Origin of the sequence: Candidatus Protofrankia datiscae (genome assembly GCF_000177615.2) — a bacterium.
In the GTDB taxonomy this organism is placed as follows: domain Bacteria; phylum Actinomycetota; class Actinomycetes; order Frankiales; family Frankiaceae; genus Protofrankia; species Protofrankia coriariae.
In genome coordinates this window covers 3,201,556-3,219,806 of the sequence record NC_015656.1, presented here as the reverse complement: position 1 = coordinate 3,219,806, position 18,251 = coordinate 3,201,556, and the positions used below count along the sequence as shown (strand labels likewise).

At 67.6% G+C, this 18,251-nt stretch carries 16 protein-coding genes and 1 pseudogene; 2 read left to right on the top strand and 15 right to left on the bottom strand.

Features of this window, described 5'->3' with window-relative positions; translation table 11 throughout:
* Positions 1-10 precede the first annotated feature (10 nt).
* The 13 genes and pseudogenes from FSYMDG_RS13365 to FSYMDG_RS26235 form a co-directional block, all read right to left on the bottom strand.
* Positions 11-1,456 (bottom strand): aldehyde dehydrogenase family protein, encoded by a 1,446-nt coding sequence (locus FSYMDG_RS13365; protein WP_013873968.1) that lies wholly within the window; start codon positions 1,454-1,456, stop codon positions 11-13.
* Entirely contained in the window at positions 1,453-1,983 is a 531-nt protein-coding gene (locus tag FSYMDG_RS26245; protein WP_013873967.1) for a hypothetical protein, read from the bottom strand. Before FSYMDG_RS26245 ends, FSYMDG_RS13365 begins: the two co-directional genes overlap by 4 nt.
* Positions 1,980-3,011, bottom strand: coding sequence for a phosphotransferase family protein (locus tag FSYMDG_RS13355; RefSeq protein ID WP_013873966.1), 1,032 nt, complete (start codon positions 3,009-3,011; stop codon positions 1,980-1,982). Before FSYMDG_RS13355 ends, FSYMDG_RS26245 begins: the two co-directional genes overlap by 4 nt.
* Positions 3,008-4,117 carry a hypothetical protein gene (locus FSYMDG_RS26240; RefSeq protein WP_013873965.1) on the bottom strand — a complete coding sequence of 370 codons (1,110 nt, stop codon included), beginning with the start codon at positions 4,115-4,117 and terminating at the stop codon, positions 3,008-3,010. Before FSYMDG_RS26240 ends, FSYMDG_RS13355 begins: the two co-directional genes overlap by 4 nt.
* Positions 4,114-5,730, bottom strand: a pseudogene (locus FSYMDG_RS13345) (thiolase C-terminal domain-containing protein); the annotation flags it as partial. The gene FSYMDG_RS26240 and the pseudogene FSYMDG_RS13345, both read right to left, overlap by 4 nt.
* Positions 5,731-5,804: 74 nt before the next feature.
* Positions 5,805-7,055 carry a cytochrome P450 gene (locus tag FSYMDG_RS13340; protein ID WP_013873963.1) on the bottom strand — a complete coding sequence of 417 codons (1,251 nt, stop codon included), beginning with the start codon at positions 7,053-7,055 and terminating at the stop codon, positions 5,805-5,807.
* The gene (locus tag FSYMDG_RS13335; protein ID WP_202797624.1) at positions 7,036-8,406 is read right to left on the bottom strand and encodes a phenylacetate--CoA ligase family protein; all 1,371 of its coding nucleotides are present in this window, start codon (positions 8,404-8,406) and stop codon (positions 7,036-7,038) included. Before FSYMDG_RS13335 ends, FSYMDG_RS13340 begins: the two co-directional genes overlap by 20 nt.
* A gap of 113 nt (positions 8,407-8,519) precedes the next feature.
* A complete protein-coding gene (locus FSYMDG_RS13330) occupies positions 8,520-9,617 on the bottom strand; it encodes an LLM class flavin-dependent oxidoreductase (protein ID WP_013873961.1) in 1,098 nt (365 codons plus the stop codon).
* A 208-nt stretch (positions 9,618-9,825) separates the two neighbouring features.
* A complete protein-coding gene (locus tag FSYMDG_RS13325; protein ID WP_013873960.1) occupies positions 9,826-10,584 on the bottom strand; it encodes an SDR family NAD(P)-dependent oxidoreductase in 759 nt (252 codons plus the stop codon).
* A gap of 116 nt (positions 10,585-10,700) precedes the next feature.
* Complete coding sequence (locus tag FSYMDG_RS13320; RefSeq protein WP_013873959.1) at positions 10,701-10,991, bottom strand: cytochrome C oxidase subunit IV family protein; 291 nt, start codon at positions 10,989-10,991, stop codon at positions 10,701-10,703.
* A gap of 10 nt (positions 10,992-11,001) precedes the next feature.
* Positions 11,002-11,601, bottom strand: a complete 600-nt coding sequence (locus tag FSYMDG_RS13315) for a cytochrome c oxidase subunit 3 (RefSeq protein ID WP_013873958.1) — start codon at positions 11,599-11,601, stop codon at positions 11,002-11,004.
* A gap of 159 nt (positions 11,602-11,760) precedes the next feature.
* Entirely contained in the window at positions 11,761-12,537 is a 777-nt protein-coding gene (locus tag FSYMDG_RS13310; protein WP_013873957.1) for a hypothetical protein, read from the bottom strand.
* Between the two features lie 347 nt (positions 12,538-12,884).
* Entirely contained in the window at positions 12,885-14,111 is a 1,227-nt protein-coding gene (locus FSYMDG_RS26235) for a thiolase family protein (RefSeq protein WP_165440848.1), read from the bottom strand.
* Positions 14,112-14,555: 444 nt separating this feature from the next.
* On the opposite strand from FSYMDG_RS26235, the gene FSYMDG_RS13300 reads away from it, so the two are divergent.
* Both FSYMDG_RS13300 and prpB read left to right on the top strand, forming a co-directional pair.
* A complete protein-coding gene (locus tag FSYMDG_RS13300; protein WP_013873956.1) occupies positions 14,556-16,082 on the top strand; it encodes an MmgE/PrpD family protein in 1,527 nt (508 codons plus the stop codon).
* 37 nt (positions 16,083-16,119) lie between these two features.
* Complete coding sequence (prpB, locus tag FSYMDG_RS13295) at positions 16,120-17,013, top strand: methylisocitrate lyase (RefSeq protein ID WP_013873955.1); 894 nt, start codon at positions 16,120-16,122, stop codon at positions 17,011-17,013.
* A gap of 400 nt (positions 17,014-17,413) precedes the next feature.
* Here the strand turns inward: prpB and FSYMDG_RS13290 are convergent, their stop codons facing one another.
* Both FSYMDG_RS13290 and FSYMDG_RS13285 read right to left on the bottom strand, forming a co-directional pair.
* Positions 17,414-17,950: a thioesterase family protein gene (locus FSYMDG_RS13290; RefSeq protein ID WP_013873954.1), complete on the bottom strand. Its 537-nt coding sequence runs from the start codon at positions 17,948-17,950 to the stop codon at positions 17,414-17,416.
* On the bottom strand, positions 17,947-18,165 hold the full coding sequence (locus FSYMDG_RS13285; RefSeq protein WP_013873953.1) for a hypothetical protein: 219 nt from the start codon (positions 18,163-18,165) through the stop codon (positions 17,947-17,949). Before FSYMDG_RS13285 ends, FSYMDG_RS13290 begins: the two co-directional genes overlap by 4 nt.
* Positions 18,166-18,251: the final 86 nt, after the last annotated feature.

Below are 18,251 nucleotides of genomic sequence, written 5' to 3'. Positions count from 1 at the left end.
GACAGTCACCTCAGGTCCTTGGATGTGAGTGTTGTTTCCGGGACAGGATCGAGACGCTGATCGTCTTCAGCTCGCTGTAGTGGTCGAGGCCGATCTGGCCGTTGGCACGGCCCACACCGCTCTGCTTCGTCCCGCCGAACGGCACCTCCGGCGACACGAGACCGTGCCGGTTCACCCAGACGGAACCCGCGTCGAGCGACGCCGCGACCCGCTCTCCCCGTTCCGCGTCCGACGTCCACACCGAGCCGCCCAGGCCGAAGTCGGTGTCGTTGGCCGCCGCGACGGCCTCGTCCACCTCGGCGAAGGGCAGCACCGGCAGCACCGGGCCGAACTGCTCCTCGGCGACCAGCGCGGTCTCGGGACCCACCGCGGTCACCACTGTCGGGCGGTAGAAGTAGCCGGGTCCCTCCACCACCCGGCCGCCGGCGGCGACGCGACCACCAGCGGCCACCGCGTCCTCGGTCAGCGCCCGTACCCGGTCGAACTGCGCGCGGTTCGACAGCGGTCCCATCGTCACCTCGGGGTCGAACGGATCACCGGTCACGACGGAGTCCGCGATCGTGGCAAGCGCCTCGACGAACGGCTCGAACACGTCCTGGTGGACGTAGAGCCTCTTGATCGCGGCGCACACCTGTCCAGCCCGGTAGAAGGCGCCCTGGAAGACCCTGGCGGCGACCTTCGGGATGTCGACGTCCGGTAACACGACCGCGGCGTCGTTGCCCCCCAGCTCCAGCGAGAGCCGCTTGAGCCGGGGCGCCGCGGCAGCCATGATCGCTCTGCCGGCCCGGATGCTGCCGGTGAAGGAGATCATTCCGATGGCCGGGTGGGCCACGAGCGACTCGCCCAGCCGGTCGTCGCCGGGGAGCACGCTCAGCACACCCGGGGGGATGTGGTCGGCCAGCAGCGACGCCAGCAACACGGTTGTCAGCGGTGCCAACGGTGAGGGCTTCACGATCACGGTGTTGCCGGCGGCGAACGCTGTGCTGATCTTCTCCGCGCAGATCAGCAGTGGTGCGTTCCACGGGATCACGGCACCGACGATGCCGATCGGCGCGCGGTGGACGCGCACCCGTTGACGCGCGTCGTCGTGTACCAGGTCGACGGCGGGCGGGGTTGCCGCGCGGTAGCTGGCGAACGCGGCGGCGCCGGCTGCCTCGAGCGTGGTGTCCCGGACCGGGACGCCGGTCTCCAAACTGATCGTCCGGGCCAGCAGGTCGCGGTTCTCGGTGATCACCCGGGCGATGGTCTCGAGGGTCTCCCGTCGCAGGGCCGGGTCCCGACTCCAGGTGGTGCCGGCCTTCCGGGCCGCGGCAACGGCCGCCTCGAGCAGGTCGACGGAGCCGGCCGGGCAGTCCGCGGCCCGCTCACCGGTCGCCGGGTTGACCACCGGGATGGTCTCGTCGGCGGGCACCGGTCGGCCGTCCACCCACAGCGTGGGTACGTCCACAGTGGTCACTGATCGGCTCCTTCGGAGTGTGAACGGGGTGCGGGCGCGCCCGCGGCGGGCGGAAACACCGCCTGCCAGGCCTGGCGCCTGCGGGCATGGCCGCCCAGACAGGAGTAGAACCGCCTGAGCAGATATCTCGCCGCCACCCGTCCCGGTTCGGAGGTGCTCGGGTCGGACGCGTAGCGCTGGACGGCGACCAGCCGCGCGGAGCTCAGGGCTCTGGCGTCCCGCCACAGCTCACCGACCTCGGTCAGGTTCAGACTGGCCGACGCGACGACGCGAGCGGCCAGTTCGGTGCACCCGTTGGTGGTGTCCGCGAGCTCCAGCAACCGTCCGATCCGCTCGCAGTACGCGATGAGGTCCCAGGTCTCGGCAATCAGCAGCAGGTGTCGGTCGTTGAGCTCGGTCTCGACCGTCTCAAGCAGTTTCACCGTCGCGCGCAGCTCACCGGCCAGCTCGCCGGGCACCGCGGGAAGGATCTTCGCGGTGAGAAACGCGCGGACACCGGACAGCGTCGAGAGACCGTCGAGCGTCATGATGGTTGCGCCTCGCCCAGGGTGGCCTGGAGCAGCTCCGCGAGCTGCGCCTCGATGTGGTGCAGACCGCGGCCCATCAGCCGTAGCGTGGGGCTGGCCAGCGGTCCGCCGCGCGTGACACCGGTCAGGAAGATGGCCGCCAGCTTGACCAGCGCGAAGATCCGCCAGGGCAGCAGGGCCTCGGGGTCGATCGCGGTGCCGGTCTCCTCCTGGTAGGTGGCCAGGTACTCCTGGACCGACAACAGGCCGCCCACCAGATCCCACCGGGTGGTCCACAGCATCGTCCAGGCGATGTCCTCGAGCGGATCACCGAGGTGTGCCAGTTCCCAGTCCAGCACGGTGACGTTGCCATCGGCGCCGAGCAGGAGGTTGTTCGTCTTGAAATCGCCGTGCACGAGACACCGCCGCGACGTTTTCGGTGGGCGGTCGCGCAGCAGTTCCGTCGCCGCCCGTAGCAGCGGGCCGGGATCGACGCTCGAGGCGTCGATCTCCCGGGCCCACCTCTCGATCTCGTGGAGCGTGCCCCGCGCGGACCTGGCCAGCGGCGGCAGACAGTCCTGCCAGTCCAGCCGGTGCAGCCTCGCCTGCAGGCGCACCAGCTCCACGCCCAGGCGGTGCCGATCGGTCTCGGGGTGGGTCGCCAGGTGCTTGCGGATGTCGGTCCCGTCCACCCGATCGATGATCATGAACGGCTGGGTGAGCGGTGAATCCTCGGTGACGCACCACCGTGGCCGAGGCACCGGTACGGCGAGCCGGTCCAGCGTGGCGAGCAGGTCGAACTCCGCACGCAGGTCGCCGTCCAGCATGCCCCGCTCGATGCTCCTGCGCAGCACGAGCCTGTGGAGCTCCTGGCGCTCACCGTCCCGGAGGTCGAACGCCCAGGTCTCGTGCGCCGTGCCGCCAGCGAGCCTGCGCAGGCCCGTCAGATCGACCTGGCGGTCCAGCTGCGCGCCGAGGAACTCACGCAGTGACACCTCGAGCCCGGCTTCGTAGGACGAGGGACACCGGTTCGACACCGCCGTGCTCACGAGTACAGCCCGTAGCGTGGGAAGTCCCCGTACACCTGGGTCTCGAACGTGCCGTATCCCACCTCGCCGGTGCTCGCCTCCATCCTGCACAGCACGTGTGCCGGGCCGATTCCGATCGTCACCGCGGGGTCGGTGAGGTCGAAGGACACCGAGTCGACCCAGTTCTGGCCCCGGTACGCGCCGTGGCGCCACGGGTCCGGGCCGCCGTAGCCGGTGCCGGCCCGCAGGTAGGCGCCGGGGTGGAGCGGGGTGAGGGCAACCGTGGTCCGCCTCCCGTCCACGTCGCGGAAGGACACGGACCCCCCGCGCAGCTCACGGGTGTCCGGGTCGAACTTCAGCTCGTGCTCCGGCGCACCGAGCTCGAGCGCCTCGCCCCCGTCGGCCAGCGACGGCGCCTGCCGCACGGTCTCGATCTCGCGCCGGCCGTCGGCGTGTTCGGAAAGGCTGAAGTGGACGGTCCGGCTCTCGAACTGCATGGGTGACCAGATCCACAGCGGCGGTCGGTCCCGGCCCAGTCTGCGCGCCTGCGCGAGACCGGCCGGTTCCCGCTCCATGCCCATGGACCGCACACCCCATGACCGGTCCCGGGCACCCCACCAGGTGTCCGGGCCGACCTCGAGACGTGAGCCGTCGACCGTGAGGAACCCGTTCCAGGTGCCTGTCTGGATCAGGCGCGTACCCTGCTCCACGACTCGGCCGAGCAGGCGGCTGAACAGGGGCGGCTCCTCGACAGGGGCCGCCACGGCCTGCCATTCCAGATCAAGTTCGACGGCCTGACCGCGGGGTTCGCCGCGAAACCTCAGGCGACGCAGCCCCTCGACCACCTCAAGGGTGAACGGACCGACCGCCGACGTGTCGAGCCGGTCGGTGCCGAGTTCCCGGGACGCGCGGGTGGTGTACTGGGTGACCCTCGTGGCGACCGAGGCAAAGGCGTCGATCACCCCCAGGTTGGGATACGCACCCATGCCCAGGAGAAAGAATATGCTGCCGTCCCGTGAGTGGCCGGTCAGGAAATGCCGATCGTAGAACCGCCGGTCGCTGGTACCGACGAACCGCACGGGATCCGGAGTCTGGTGGATCAGGAAATCGTCAGCCGGGCCAATCATCGTTGAACTCCTGACCTGCGTCTGGTGGACCGTCGACGCTCGCCGGTGAGCAGCATGCAGTTCGCTGGTATTCCGCCGCCGCAGGTGACGACGGCAACCTCCGCCCCCGCGACCTGACGAAGACCGGCGTCCCCCCGCAGCTGAACCACCGCCTCGTACAGCTGCCCATAGCCATTGCTCCGGCCGGACGAGAGCTGCCCGCCGTGCGGGTTCACCGGCAGGTCGCCGCCCGGCCCGATCCGGGTACCGTCCGACACGAAATCACTCGCCTCTCCCGGACCGCAGAAACCGAGCGCCTCGATCCAGGAGAGGACGTTGAAGGTGAACCCGTCGTAGAGATTCGCCAGGTCGACGTCCTCGCGGGACACGCCGCTGCGGCTCCACAGATGAGCGGCCGGGCCGAAGACGTTCGGCTGGTGTGTCAACGTTCCCTGGTCCCAGGACTGGACCTCGGTGAGCCGGGTTCCGACCGCGTCGACCCGAACCACTGGTTGGCGCAGGTCCGCCACCGTGTCCGCCGCGGAGACAACCACCGCATAGGCGGCGTCACACGGCACATCGCAGTCGAAGATCCCGAACGGCGTCGATATCGCCCGACCGGCGAAATAGGCATCCGCGTCCAGCGGGTCGGAGTACAGCGCGTCCGGGTTGCGCCGCGCGTGCCGACGCGACGCCACCGCCACCCAGCACAGCGCTTCCCGGCCGACCCCGTAGCGGGTGAGGTACTGGGACGCGGCCAGCGCCACCCAGTTGGCCGGGGACACCGCGCCGAACGGCTCCTGCCACTGGGCCTCGCCGTGGATCCGGCCCCCGGCGGCCGCCGGGTACAGGCCGGGGCGCTGCCGGGTCCCGACCGAGGACCAGCACAGCACGTGCCTGCACAGCCCGGCCGCGACCGCGAGCATGGCCTCGATCACCACACCGGTCTGCCCCGGCACCTCGTGCGCGCCGCTGTACCAGGCTGGATCGATCGAAAGAGCCCGCCCGACCGTCACCGTTGCCGTGTCAGCGCTGCCCGGCCCGCCGAAGGCACCCGGATAGGCACACAGCCCGTCGATCTCGGCCGCCGACAGCCCCGCGTCGTCGACCGCGGCGCGGCAGGCGGCCAACACCAGTTCCAGCCCGGACTGCGAAAGGCGCCTTCCGCACGGGGACCGTCCGATCCCCGACAGCACCGCCCGGTGCTCGAAGCGCCGGCTCGGCCGCGACGGCGCGACGAGCCGCTCCGGCTCCGGGACCCGGCCGTCCCGTGTCTCACCACCGGTCGGGGCGAAGACCGGCAGCCACACGTCCTCGACCTGTCGGAACAGCACTCGGACGGGCATTCCGACATGGACGGTGGAATGTCCGCAGCCGACGATGTTCGTCGTGAGCCGCACCCGTGGGTCCTCGACAAGCGCCACGACCGCGATGACATATGGCGGCAGGAGCTCCGGGGTCCACCGCTGATGGTTGACGGTGTAGGCGACCACCGTTGCCTCACCGGACACCGGGACGCTGTCGAGTTCGGTGTCACCGCATGCCGGACACAGCTCGTGGGACGGGTGCAGAAGCCGTGAGCACGTCACGCACCGGCCTGCTCGTAGCCGTCCGTCCGCGCCCGAGGTCCAGAACGGTCACGAGGGCCCGTCGAGCGCGGGTAGCCTGCCGGAGCGCTCGGCCGGGATCGCGTCGGGCAGCGCGTAGGTCACGGCCGGCTCCCGCCGGCCTCGACCCAGAGCTCCCGGAGCCCGCGGGTGAGGAACACCGGCTGCCATGTCAGCTCGCGGTCGGCAAGCCGGAGGCCGGGCAGCGCCCGCACGACGATCGGGAGCGCGGTCGAGGCCTCCAGCCGGGCCAGCGCGGCACCCAGGCAGAAATGAGCGCCGAAACCGAAAGCGACATGCGGTTTCGCCGCCGTGCGGTCGAGGCGCAGCACGTCGGGGCTGTCGAACACGGCCGGGTCGTGGTTCGCCGACGCGAGCAGCATGAACACGCGTTGCCCCTGGCGCATCCGCGCGCCCTCGAACTCGGCGTCCTCGGCGAGAACGCGGACGACCGCCTTGCCGGGGCCGTCGTACCTGAGGAACTCCTCGACGGCGCCCCGGACCGGGACCCGGCCCTCGCGGAACACCCGCATCTGGTCCGGATGCCGTATCAGCGCCAGTATCGAGTTCGCGATGAGGTTCGCGGTGGTCTCGTGGCCGCCGAACAGCAGCAGGGTGCACGTCGCGATCAGCTCGGCCTCGGACAGGCTGTCGTCGGTTTCCCGCGCTCGGATCAGGGCTGTGATGAGGTTTGCCGCGGGATGCTTCGTGTAGTGCCGGAGAAGATCGCGGAAGAACGCGATCAGCTCGTCCATGGCATGGGCGGATCGACGATACCGATCAGGATCGTCGAGACCCGCCGACACCAGCGTCCCGATGTCGTCGGACCATTCCTTGAACCGGTCGCGGTCGGCCACCGGCACACCGAGCATTTCGGCGATGACCATCGCCGGGAGCGGATAGGCGAACTTCTCGATCAGATCGAACCCACCGCTGAGATCGATGTTCTTCAGCAGTTCGTTCGACAGGCTCCGGACACGCTCCGCCATCTGCACAACCGACTTCTGGGTGAACGCCCGGCGCACGAGCGCCCGCAGACGCAGGTGGTTGGGCTCGTCCTGGAACACCATCCAGTTCCGCAGGACCGTGAAGGCCTGCCGAACCAACGGGTCCGTGTCCGGACCACTGAGCTTGTACTCGATGAACGGCGCGATTCGATCCGAGGAGAAACGGGCGTCCCGCAAGCCCTTCGACACCACATCGTGGCTGGTCAGCAGCCACGACCTGTAACGAGGATCCCACAGCACCGGATGTTCGTCCCGGACCCGGGCGAAATACCGGTAGGGGTCGCGGATCGCCTCGGGGCTGAGAATGTTCACTTCATCTGTCACTTCATCTGGTGGGGCGCTCACGCGGTTCTCCTTGTCGGCTGTTCGGGCGCTCGTCGATCACCCGCCGCGACTTCAACGTCGCCCGCTCGAACGTTCCGTGATCGACAAGGGTGACCGGGATCCGAATGAGACAGCTGTGCCTGAGCTCCTCCTCCGTGCGCTTCCTCAGCCGGGCACGGTCCTCTTCTCCGCCGGAGTGGGCTGGAGCGACCTCGGCCTCCACGGCGATCTCGTCCAGGTTGCCCTGCCGGGTGACCCTGATCCGGAACTCCGGGCCGAGCCCGTCGACGCCGCGCAGGGCGTGCTCGATACCCGACGGGAAGATGTTGGCGCCGCGAATCACCAGCATGTCGTCCGCCCTGCCCAGCAGGCCCCGCGGCAGCCGGGGATAGGTCCGGCCACATGGACAGGGCTCCCTGGTCAGATAGCTGCGGTCGTTCGAGGCAAATCTGATCATTGGCTGGGAGACCCGCCACAGATGCGTGTAGACGAGATTGCCGATCTCACCCTCCGGGACCGGGCTCGCCGGGTCGTCGGGGTGAACGATCTCCGTCCAGACCTCGTCGGTGTAGACGTGCATGCCGTTCATCTCGCTGCATTCGGCATTCGTCACGAACGGGAACATCTCGGACGAGGTCCCCGCGTCGCAGACCGTCTCCAGGCCCCAGGTCTCCAGCAGGAGCCGTCGCGTCGAGGGAATCGAACCACCCGGCTCTCCGCCGCTGAGAAACAGCCGCAGTGGTGAGGCGGCGGGGTCGTATCCCATCTCCCGCGCCACCTCGGCCATGTGCAGCATGTACGTCGGAGTGGCCTCGACTACCGTGCAGCCCATCCGGTCGATCATCTCGATGTGCCGGCGCGTGTCGGCGACGCCCATCGGCAGCACGGTGGCTCCCACCGACTCGGCCGCGTACAACATCGCCCAGCCACCGAAGAACATACCGAACGGAAAAGCGAAGTGAACCGTGTCGGTGGGCCGGACGCCCGACGCCCAGTGGGTCAGCGCAAAGATCTCACGGGCATGATCCCAGTCGCTTCGCGCGACGCCGTACATCGTGGGCACACCCGAGGTGCCGCTCGAGCCGTGGATCCGGTAGATGTCGTTGCGCGGTATGCCCAGATAGGAGCCGAACGGTGGATGCTCGGCCTGATCGTCGACCAGCATCTTCTTGGTGATGACAGGACACCGCTTGGTGAAGTCGTCGAAGCTCCGCACCTGGTCGGGGTGAAAACCGTGGGCGTCCCAGCGGCGCCGATAGAACGGAAGCTCGTACGCACGTTCAAGCTGCCGGCGAAGCTGAACCAGGGTCGACGCGTCCCGGTCCGCGGGATCCCGCAGTTCACGTCCGGGGTTCCAATAGGGCGACGACACGTCTCGCACTTTGCTGGCCTCCCTCGTCAGAACTCGGCTGGCGGCCGCCAGCCGCGAACACAGGAAAAACCGTGCTGGCGGCCGCTCGCCGGCGCCGTACCATGAACTTCTGGTCAGGCCCTCGCGGACTCCGCGATTCTGTTGGCCTCGGGAACGACTTCCTCGGCAATCAGCCTGAGACTGGCCTGTACCGTCTCCAGGGGCATTCCACCGAACGAGACGAGCAGCATCTGCTGGAAGTCTCCGATCAGCTCGATCCGACGACGCATCTGCTCGATCATCTGCTCGGGTGTGCCATTCCACTGCAGTCCGTAGAAGTTCTCGAACCCGGCCTCACGGCCGGCCTCCCGCAGCAGGTCCGCACCTTCCTGGTACGACTCGTAGCCCTTGCTCCGCCCAAAGTGCTGACCATCGAACTCGTAGTGGTCGACCATGGCCGAAAAGAATGGTGCGAGATGGTGTCGCATTGTCTTGTCCGCGACGTCCGGGTCCTCGTGGCAGTACGCGAAGTCGAGGAGCACCGGAGGAGGTGGCTCGGTACCCTGCTTCTCCCGGTACCGCGCGCGCCAGGTATTGAACTGGTCAGCCTGCTTCTCGATCTCGTACTGGTAGTTGAAGCACATCATCGTGCCGCCGAAGTCAGCGGCCGCAAGGGTGGACGCCGGCGACATGGCGATGTTGAACAGGTGGTCCCGGAATCCCCTCTCAGGCTTCGGGAAGACATCCGCGCGGGCCTGCCTGAAATATTTTCCGTCGTGTTCGATGTAGCCCTTCTCAAGACCGTCGAGAATCATCGTGGCGGACTCGGTGAACCGCTCGCGGGACTCGTCCATGCTGACGTCGAAGCGCTCGTACTCGTCACGCGCGAGTCCACGTCCGATGCCCAGCAGCAGCCTGCCGTCGGACAGCGCGTCCAGCATGCTGATACGTTCGGCCAGCCGGAGCGGGTCGTTCTGCCCCTGCCACCACGGCAGGATGATGGCCCCGGTCCCCAGTTTGATCCGACTGGTGCGCGCGGCGAGGTATGTCAACGCCTGGAGCGGGTCCGGCGAGACACAGTAGGGCCTGTCGAAATGATGCTCCGGAACCCACACCGAGTCGTAGCCGAGGTCTTCGGCGATCTCGCCGAGCCGCATCTCCTCCTTCCACAGCTCGCTGTCAGACTTTCCAGAGCTGGCATTTGCCAGCAGCAACAACAGTCCGAAATGCATGTCAGCAGTGCCTCTCTCGACGACTAATATAAATATTTTGCGGCCCTGGCCCGCTCACGTCATCCGTGCTACGTACGACTGTTGGGGCCTGGCCAGTCGTAGTTACCGCGGACGCGGCACGCACACGTGACTCCGCCGGAACCATGCCGTTGGTCACCCCGTCGAAGAGCGAGGACGACAACAGGCCACCGACGGCGTCACGGGTGACTCAGTCATTTCCCTTGCTGTTCCAGCCGCCGTCCACCGGCAGGATCCCACCCGTGCAGAACGCCGAGTCGTCGGACAGGAAGAACGCGGTTGCGGCCGCGATTTCGGCCGGATCTCCGAGGCGGTGGATTATGTGCGAGCTCGCGAACTTCCGCCGCAGGTCGTCAGGAATGTTCGCCAGGATCGGTGTGTCGATGGTGCCTGGACAGATACAGTTGCAGCGGATTCCCTGTGCGCCGTACTCCATCGCGACCTGCCTTGTCAGGCTTACCATGCCGCCCTTGGCCGCAGAGTAGGCCGCCAGGTTGGTCAGACCCTTCAGCGCTGCCATCGAAGCGATGTTGACAATGGCACCACCCCCTTGCCCGAGCATCGTTGGAATGACGGCCTGCAGGCCAAGCCACACTCCTCGCAGGTCGGTGTCGATCACATGGTTCCAGCCCTCGTCGGTGAGATCGACGATGTTGTCGGCGCCAAACGTGTTGGTGACTCCGGCCACGTTGGCGAGGAGACCGACCGGTCCGAAGCTCTTCGCCGTCTCGGTGACAAGTCGTTTCCAGTCGTGCCGGTCACGCACATCCATCACGACGTGCAGGGCCTCCCCGCCGTTCGTGATGATTTCCTTGACGGTTGCTTCCGACGCCTGCAGGTCGGCAGTCACCACCTTGGCCCCCTCGGCGGCGCATCGAAGGGCGACGGCCTTCCCGATCCCCTGAGCTCCACCGGTCACGATGGCGACCCTGCCCACCAGACGATTCATCCTGTCCTCCGATTGTTCCGGCCGTCGGCACGGCGAACGAAAACCATGTCACGGCGGTTCTTCATATCGACGGTTCTTCATAGCGACGCACTCGATGCCGTCGCCGTCCCGAGCTTTCAGGAAAAGCATTCCGACTTACAGGAGACGATGATGGCCGTATAGTTCCCCACTACTATGATCGAAGTCATGGCAAAGGCCCATGTCAGGTACAGCAGTCGCCAGGTCGCGGGAGCGTGTTTCGCCTCGATGAAATGCAGAATGATCAGCCTGGCCTTGTAGGCGGTCATGGCGGTGATCAGCGCAGCGGCGATCGAGGTGACCAGACCTCCCTCGATCACGACGAAAGATCCGGTCGTCAGCGCGGTCAGCACCCACCACACCGCCACCGCAGAGTCGGCGCTGTTCATTCGGCACCCCTCATATGAGATACAGCAGCGAGTAGATGAAGATCCACAGAAGATCCACGAAATGCCAGAAGATGCCGACGTTCTCAAGGCCGGTCAGGTACCCGTCGTCGCTGGCGAGCCGGTCGCGGTTCCGCTGGAAAAAATACATGAAGGACATGCCCGCCAGCACGTGCGCGAGATGGATGAAGGTGACGGCAAAATAGAAGGTGAAGAACGAGCTTGTTGCGATCCCGATTCCGGATCCGATCGTGACAGAGTACTCGACGGCCTTGTCGACACAGAATGCCAGGCCCAGGAGCAGGGCCGCGGTCAGACGCGAGGAGACCTGCCTCGCGTCCCCCCGCCGTGCGGCCTGAACCGCCTGTACCACAAAAAGTGAGCTGGTGAGCAGGATCAGCGTGTTGACGAAACCGAACACCACGTTGAGGTGCTGATGTGACTCCCGGTACACCTCGTACTGTCGCACTCGTTCACTGGTGAACACCAGGAATATCAGAGCGAAGACGATCATGTCCATGAGAACGAAGATCCAGATTCCTTCGCTTCCCGTGGCAGGTCTGGTGTTCTTCCTCGCGAGGTCTTCTCGCTCGTCGGTGCTGCCGTCTTCCACGCGGCCTCCGCTCGGTCCAGGCGCTCCCGGTGGTGCTGATCGCGGATATGTGCTCCGTTCTCCTGTCGGCACCAGCACCTCGGGGACAGCAGGCCGTGTCGGACTTCGTCCACACGGCCTGCTGTCCGTCTCCGTCCGGCCAGAGGCGGGTCGCCTGTTTCAGGCCCGTACCGGGATTCCGGGATCCACGGTCGGCGTCAGTTCACCGGTCGGCGCCGCCGCTTCGAACTCCGACTTTCTCCTCGACATTTCCCTGATCAGGAAGAAGCTGTACAGGGCAAAGAAGGCGAACAGCCACGAACCGAAGATCACGAAGAAGTTCCAGGTACCCGCCACGGTGAACGGTCCCTCCTTGATCCATGGGAGAACTACCAGCGTGACGAAGATACTTCCGACCGCAATCGTCGCCCAGCCGGCCCAGGCGGGAAATATTTTCTGCTTCTTGTTGAGAACCGTCCACAGGCCGACGCCGACGCACTGCACCGTGGTGATACCGTAGGTCATGTCGTAGGTGAACCAGCCAAAAACGTGAAACGCCTTGATCGCGCTCGGATCGAGATCGTGTACGAGTATCGCGTTGAGCAGCCAGAGGCCGGGGCAGAAGCCAAGTGACCAGGCCGTCAGCGCTCCACCGGTCAGCTCCATTCTGCTCAGAACGTTGGGCCCGCGTTCGCTGTCGTTGATGACACCACTGAGCAGACAGCACCAGGGTAGGTAGAGAAAGGCAACGCTCATGGACACCGCCATGCCGATGGCGATGGACTGGTGGTGCGGTCCGTAGTACTTGGCAACAAGCTCCTCGCCGCTCAGGCCCATCATGTTGGGTGGCGGGACGTTGTGCCCGAAGATCGCCCAGAAAATGATGTACCCGAGTACGAAGGCAGGACCGCACCATGCGATCACAAGATTCAGTCGATTCTCGGTTCTCCTATTCATCTCGATTCCTCACGGTTGTCGTACGAAGCTACTTGAAGCACTTCCGGCGAACCCGCCCTCTCGTAAACATGGGTGGTATTGTCGCGCGTGGCCAACAGCGCGAACAACCGGAGAAACTACGTATCGCCATGCGGTTCTCCACCGTGGAAAGTACGTATGCCGACCCTGGCGGCGGCAGCGGGTCCGCGCCTGCCTCGTGTGGAGAAACCATGACGGGGCGGTAAATCCCCGGCGCCGGAGACGTCCGTGAGCCGTGGACCGGGTACGACAGGTTGCCGGCCGCGTGCTCGGCGATGCGGCGGTCGGTGAACGTCCGGGGATACCCGGTCCGCTGGCGCCGGCTCTGATCAGTTCCTCGTCCAGGACCGCGTTGTGGACGGATGGCTGTCCGAGACCAGAACCATCGCGGCCCCCGGACCCGCCGCCCCGCTGGAGACAACGGCCGCACGCGCATTCGGTATCTGTCGCTCCTCGGCTTCTCCGCGCAGCTGAAGGACCGCCTCGTAGAGGCCTCCATAGCCGTCGCTGCGACCCGCCGCAAGCTCGCCGCCGTGTGGATTGAGGGGCAGTACACCGCCTGGGCCGATCCGGGTGCCGTCGCGCACAAATTCGGCTGCCTCGCCCGGAGCGCAGAACCCGAGGGCCTCCAGCCAACAAAGGGCGTCGAAGGTAGACGTGTCGTCGAGCGCAACAAAGTCCACGTCCTGCCGAACCACGGATGCGCGGCTCCACAGATGTGCTGCCGGCGCCTCGGCGGCAAGCCGGTAGCCCGCGAGACCGAGATCCGTTTCCTCGGCCGCGAGCCGCCTTGTTCCGACCGCGTCGATCCACACCGGTGGGTGTGGCAGGTGACCGCAGACATCGGTTGCCGAGACCACCAGCGCGACCGCGGCGTCACAGGGCACGGCGCAGTCGAACCGTCCCAGCGGGGAGGCGACCATCCTCGCCGCAAGGTAGCGGTCCATCGCGAGCGGCGTACGGCACAGGGCATCACAGTTGCGGGCGGCGTGACGCCGTGCGGCGACCGCAACCCACCCCAGTGCCTCCCTGCCGTGGCCAAAGGTCGTGAGATATTCCGAAGCTGCCAGCGCGACACGGCGCAGCGAGGACGACGCCTCGGCCGAACGCCCCCGCTGAGAACCGTCGGCCGTCGGAGCGGGCCATGTACCGGCGCGGCTTCCCCCGCCACCCGGTACGGCGAGGCACAGGACATGACGGCACAGACCCGCGGAAACCGCAAGCATCGCGCTCACGATCGGACCCATCCGGCCGGGGACGTCGCGCGCGCCACAGTGCCACACGGGTCGTAACCCCAGTGCCTGCTCCACGCCCCGGACTCCGCCAGCGGACAAACCGGGTAGCCCGGACGAGCCGCCGTACACGCACACTCCATCGATATCGGCTCTCGACAGGCCGGCATCCGAAACCGCCGCACGGCATGCCTCGGCAGCCAGCACCGACCACGGTCGGCGAAGTCGTCGGTCGCGGCGGGAGCGTCCAATACCGGTGAAGGCGACGTCATCCTCGAAACGACGAGAGCCGACAGGCTCCGCGCAGTCGACAGCCACAGTCATCGGACTGTCAGGCCCGGACCTGGACGCGACTTCGTTCGACACATGGAAGTTCGACACAGGGAATCACAGGAAGTTCCACCAGCCTCCGCGTCGAGAGTTCCGCCGCCACTGACGGGCCGGGCGCGACATCGATCGTGCCGAAACCAACCTGCCGCGATCGTCCTCGCACCACAGCCCGCCGACAACCGGGTCAACTACGTGGATCCGTGATCGGGCGGTCGGGCAAACTACTGACCAGCGCCCGGTCGCCCACCGGCCCAGCTCACCGCCCTTCCGGGGCGAGCGACCGCGGGCCCGCACCGGCCGGCGCCGAGGCTTCGTTCCGCTGGTGACCGCTGGTGACCGCTGGTGACCGTTGGCGACCGCGTCTGGTAACCGCGTTCCACCGGTAACCGCGTCTGCGGTACACCCGGAACATGCCGACGATTGGAAAGGCACCCACGCATGACTGACCACGAGGTCCGCGTCCACCGCAGTACCGAGCGCCTCGCGCGCGAGGACCAGCTGGCGTGGAAGATCGCGACGGCCGCAGTCGATCCGGTGGAGGTGCCTGCCGACACCACCGACATGATCGTCAACAGGATCATCGACAACGCCGGGGTGGCGGCGGCCTCGCTGGGCCGCCGGCCGGTGACCGCCGCCCGCGAGCAGGCGCTGCGGCACGCCCCCGCGCCCGGACGGGCCGGAGGGACGGTCTTCGGCCTGCCGCCGGACACCCGCGTCTCCCCGGAGTGGGCGGCATGGGCGAACGGTGTGGCCGTGCGGGAGCTGGACTTCCACGACACCTACCTGGCCGCCGACTACTCTCACCCGGGCGACAACATCCCCCCGATCCTGGCCGTGGCGCAGCATCTCGGCCTCGGCGGCCGGGACCTGGTGCGCGGCGTCGCCACCGGCTACGAGATCCAGGTGGCGCTGGTGACCGGGATCTGCCTGCACGCCCACAGGATCGACCACATCGCACACCTCGGCCCGTCCGCCGCCGCCGGGATCGGCACCCTGCTCGACCTGCCCACCGAGACCGTCTACCAGGCCGTCCAGCAGGCCGTCCAGCAGGCCCTGCACACCACCACGACCACCCGCCAGTCCCGCAAGGGCACGATCTCCAGCTGGAAGGCCTGTGCTCCCGCCTTCGCCGGCAAGATGGCCGTGGAGGCCGTCGATCGCGCCATGCGCGGTGAGGGCGCCCCGTCCCCCGGCTACGAGGGCGAGGACGGGTTCATCGCCCACCTGCTCGACGGACCCGACGCCCGCTACGTGGTGTCGCTGCCCGCGACCGGGGAGCCCAAGCGGGCCATCCTCGACACCTACACCAAGGAGCACTCCGCCGAGTACCAGAGCCAGGCCCTGATCGACCTCGCCCGCCGCCTCGGCCCGCGCGTCGGCGACCTCTCCCGGGTCCGCTCGATCGTCATCCACACCAGCCACCACACCCATCACGTGATCGGCTCCGGCGCCGGCGACCCGCAGAAGTACGACCCGACGGCCACCAGGGAGACCCTCGACCACTCCGTCCCCTACATCTTCGCGGTCGCCCTGCAGGACCGTGACTGGCACCACGAGCGCTCCTACACCCCCGAGCGGGCCGCCCGCCCCGACACCGTCACCCTCTGGCAGAAGATCAGTACGGTCGAGGACAGGGAGTGGACGCGGCGCTACCACTCCACCGACCCGAAGGAAAAGGCGTTCGGGGGACGGGTCGTCGTCGAGCTCGACGACGGCGTCACGCTCACCGACGAGATCGCCGTTGCCGACGCCCACCCGCTCGGCGCCCGGCCGTTCGGGCGGGCGGAGTACATCGCCAAGTTCCGCCGGCTCGCCGAGGGCGTGATCTCCACCGCCGAGCAGGACCGCTTCCTCGACACCGCCATCCGGCTGCCCGACCTGACACCCGACGAGCTCGCCGGACTCACCCCGTCCCCGTCCCCGTCCCCGCCCCTGACCCCTGGCGGGACCGAGGGAATCTTCTGACCAGGGGAACTATCGAGCCCGAGGGGAGCGTCAACCGATGCTGCACGCGAGAACACCTGCCCACGCCCGCCGCGCCGCGCTGCGCGCCGCCCTGCGCTCCGGCCGGTTGCTGCGCTTCCCCGGGGCGTTCAACCCCCTGTCCGCCGTCCTCATCACCGAGCTCGGCTTCGACGGGATCTACGTCTCCGGCGCGGTGCTCTCCGCGGACCTGGCCCTGCCCGACATCGGGCTGACCACCCTCACCGAGGTCGCCGGCCGGGCCGGGCAGATCGCCCGGGTCAGCGACCTGCCCGCCCTGGTCGACGCCGACACCGGTTTCGGCGAGCCCATGAACGTCGCCCGCACCATCCAGACCCTCGAGGACACGGGCCTGGCCGGCTGCCACATCGAGGACCAGGTCAACCCCAAACGCTGCGGCCACCTCGACGGCAAGACCGTCGTCCCCGTCGAGGAGATGGTCCGCCGTATCCGTGCCGCGGTCACCGCCCGCCGCGACGAGAACTTCCTCATCTGCGCGCGCACCGACGCCCGAGCCGTCGAGGGCCTGGGCGGCGCCGCGGACCGGGCCCGCGCCTACGCCGACGCCGGAGCCGACATGATCTTCCCGGAGGCGATGGCCGACGCCGGGGAGTTCGAGACCGTGCGCAGGGCCGTCGACGTGCCGATCCTGGCGAACATGACCGAGTTCGGCAAAAGCGAACTCCTCACCACCGACACGCTGGAATCCGCCGGTGTGAGCGTGGTCATCTATCCCGTCACCCTCCTGCGTCTGGCGATGGGCGCCGTCGAGGACGGGCTGCGCCGCATTCTCGCCGACGGCACCCAGGCCGGCCTCGTCGACCGGATGCAGACGCGCGCGCGCCTCTACGAACTTCTCGACTATCCCGGCTACAACACCTTCGACACGAACATCTTCAACTTCCGGATCTGAGTATCCGGCTCCGGTGAGATAAGGCCACGACCGGCTGCCGACCACAGCCAGTAACGACTCGGCCGGCAGTCGGCACCACCAGCGGTCGGCGGTCGTCCTCACGCTGCGTCGACTGGCCTGGTCCTCGCCCCGTCGCTCGATTCTCCCGGTCGCGGGCAGCCCCCATTGATGATCCGTTCATCGGTGGGAGCTTGGCGTGCCGCGAAGCTTCACGAATCCCGCTCCTGCCCCGGGAGACGTGCGTTCAGTTTGCCCGCACGGCCCGGCGCGGTTGTTCATTTCGGCGGGGGTGCGTCCACACCCGCCGGGTGAACCATGGCCGGGACAAGGTGGGTTTCCCGGCGGCGGCGCGGGACCCGCGTGCGTGGCGGAGGCGCTGGCGTCACGGGTCCCGGAGGCGTCAGCGGCGTATTCCCATTACGCCGCAGGTTGGCGCTGGCCAGCTCAGCGCACGGCTGAGCGCGATCTGCTCGTCGAAACCCCGGGCTGTGTCATCGGGCATGTCGACGGGACGGCGGGTGCTCGTGTCCATGTGCACGACGATCAGCTCCAGCGTGTACGCCAGCCGGTCGCGCTCGCGGTCGAGGAGGAACGACATGATGTGCCCGGCCCGCCGGGACCTGTCCAGGAACCGGCTGTGCACCGACAGCTTGTCGCCGAGGCTGAGTTCGCTGAAATAACGCAGATGGTGCTCGGCGGTGAAGACGCCCATCCGCCGCTGTTCGTGGTAGGTGCTGTCGATGCCGATCCGCTCGGCGTGCAGTCCCACGGCCTCGGCGCCGAGCATGAGGTAGAAGCGGACGTTCATGTGCCCGTAGAAGTCGATGTACTCGGGTTGGACCGTGGTTTCGATCAACGCGGGCAGTTCGAGGACCTGGGCGAACGTCGGCAGCGGAGTCGTGTGCGCGGCCGGTTGGGCGGCCGGTTGGAGTGTCACCACGCGCTCCGGCCGTGCTGGCATGCCTTCTGGGCGACGAACGTCCGCTGGATTTTCACGGCACCGCCGGTGATCAGGTAGGCCGCCACATGGGCCGCCACATGGGCCACCACGTCGTGACGGCGTTGCCGCGGCGGGAGCTCGGCCGCATGTTCGGGGTGGTGCGAATCCGTATCGTCACCTCGACGGCGTTCTTCGCCGCCATCGACGGTCACCGCTTGCTCATGGATGCCTGCGCCGCCGAAGGGGCGTGGTTGTCGAGCGGCGTGCGGCAGGCTTCCCGCTTCTCGGTGAACGTGAC

Bases quoted from the DNA above. Each gene is read 5' to 3' on its own strand.
- FSYMDG_RS26245 (WP_013873967.1), bottom strand. From the start codon at position 1,983: ATGACGCTCGACGGTCTCTCGACGCTGTCCGGTGTCCGCGCGTTTCTC.
- FSYMDG_RS26240 (WP_013873965.1), bottom strand. From the start codon at position 4,117: ATGATTGGCCCGGCTGACGATTTCCTGATCCACCAGACTCCGGATCCC.
- FSYMDG_RS13330 (WP_013873961.1), bottom strand. From the start codon at position 9,617: ATGCATTTCGGACTGTTGTTGCTGCTGGCAAATGCCAGCTCTGGAAAG.
- FSYMDG_RS13325 (WP_013873960.1), bottom strand. From the start codon at position 10,584: ATGAATCGTCTGGTGGGCAGGGTCGCCATCGTGACCGGTGGAGCTCAG.
- FSYMDG_RS13320 (WP_013873959.1), bottom strand. From the start codon at position 10,991: ATGAACAGCGCCGACTCTGCGGTGGCGGTGTGGTGGGTGCTGACCGCG.
- FSYMDG_RS13310 (WP_013873957.1), bottom strand. From the start codon at position 12,537: ATGAATAGGAGAACCGAGAATCGACTGAATCTTGTGATCGCATGGTGC.
- FSYMDG_RS26235 (WP_165440848.1), bottom strand. From the start codon at position 14,111: ATGACTGTGGCTGTCGACTGCGCGGAGCCTGTCGGCTCTCGTCGTTTC.
- FSYMDG_RS13300 (WP_013873956.1), top strand. From the start codon at position 14,556: ATGACTGACCACGAGGTCCGCGTCCACCGCAGTACCGAGCGCCTCGCG.
- prpB (WP_013873955.1), top strand. From the start codon at position 16,120: ATGCTGCACGCGAGAACACCTGCCCACGCCCGCCGCGCCGCGCTGCGC.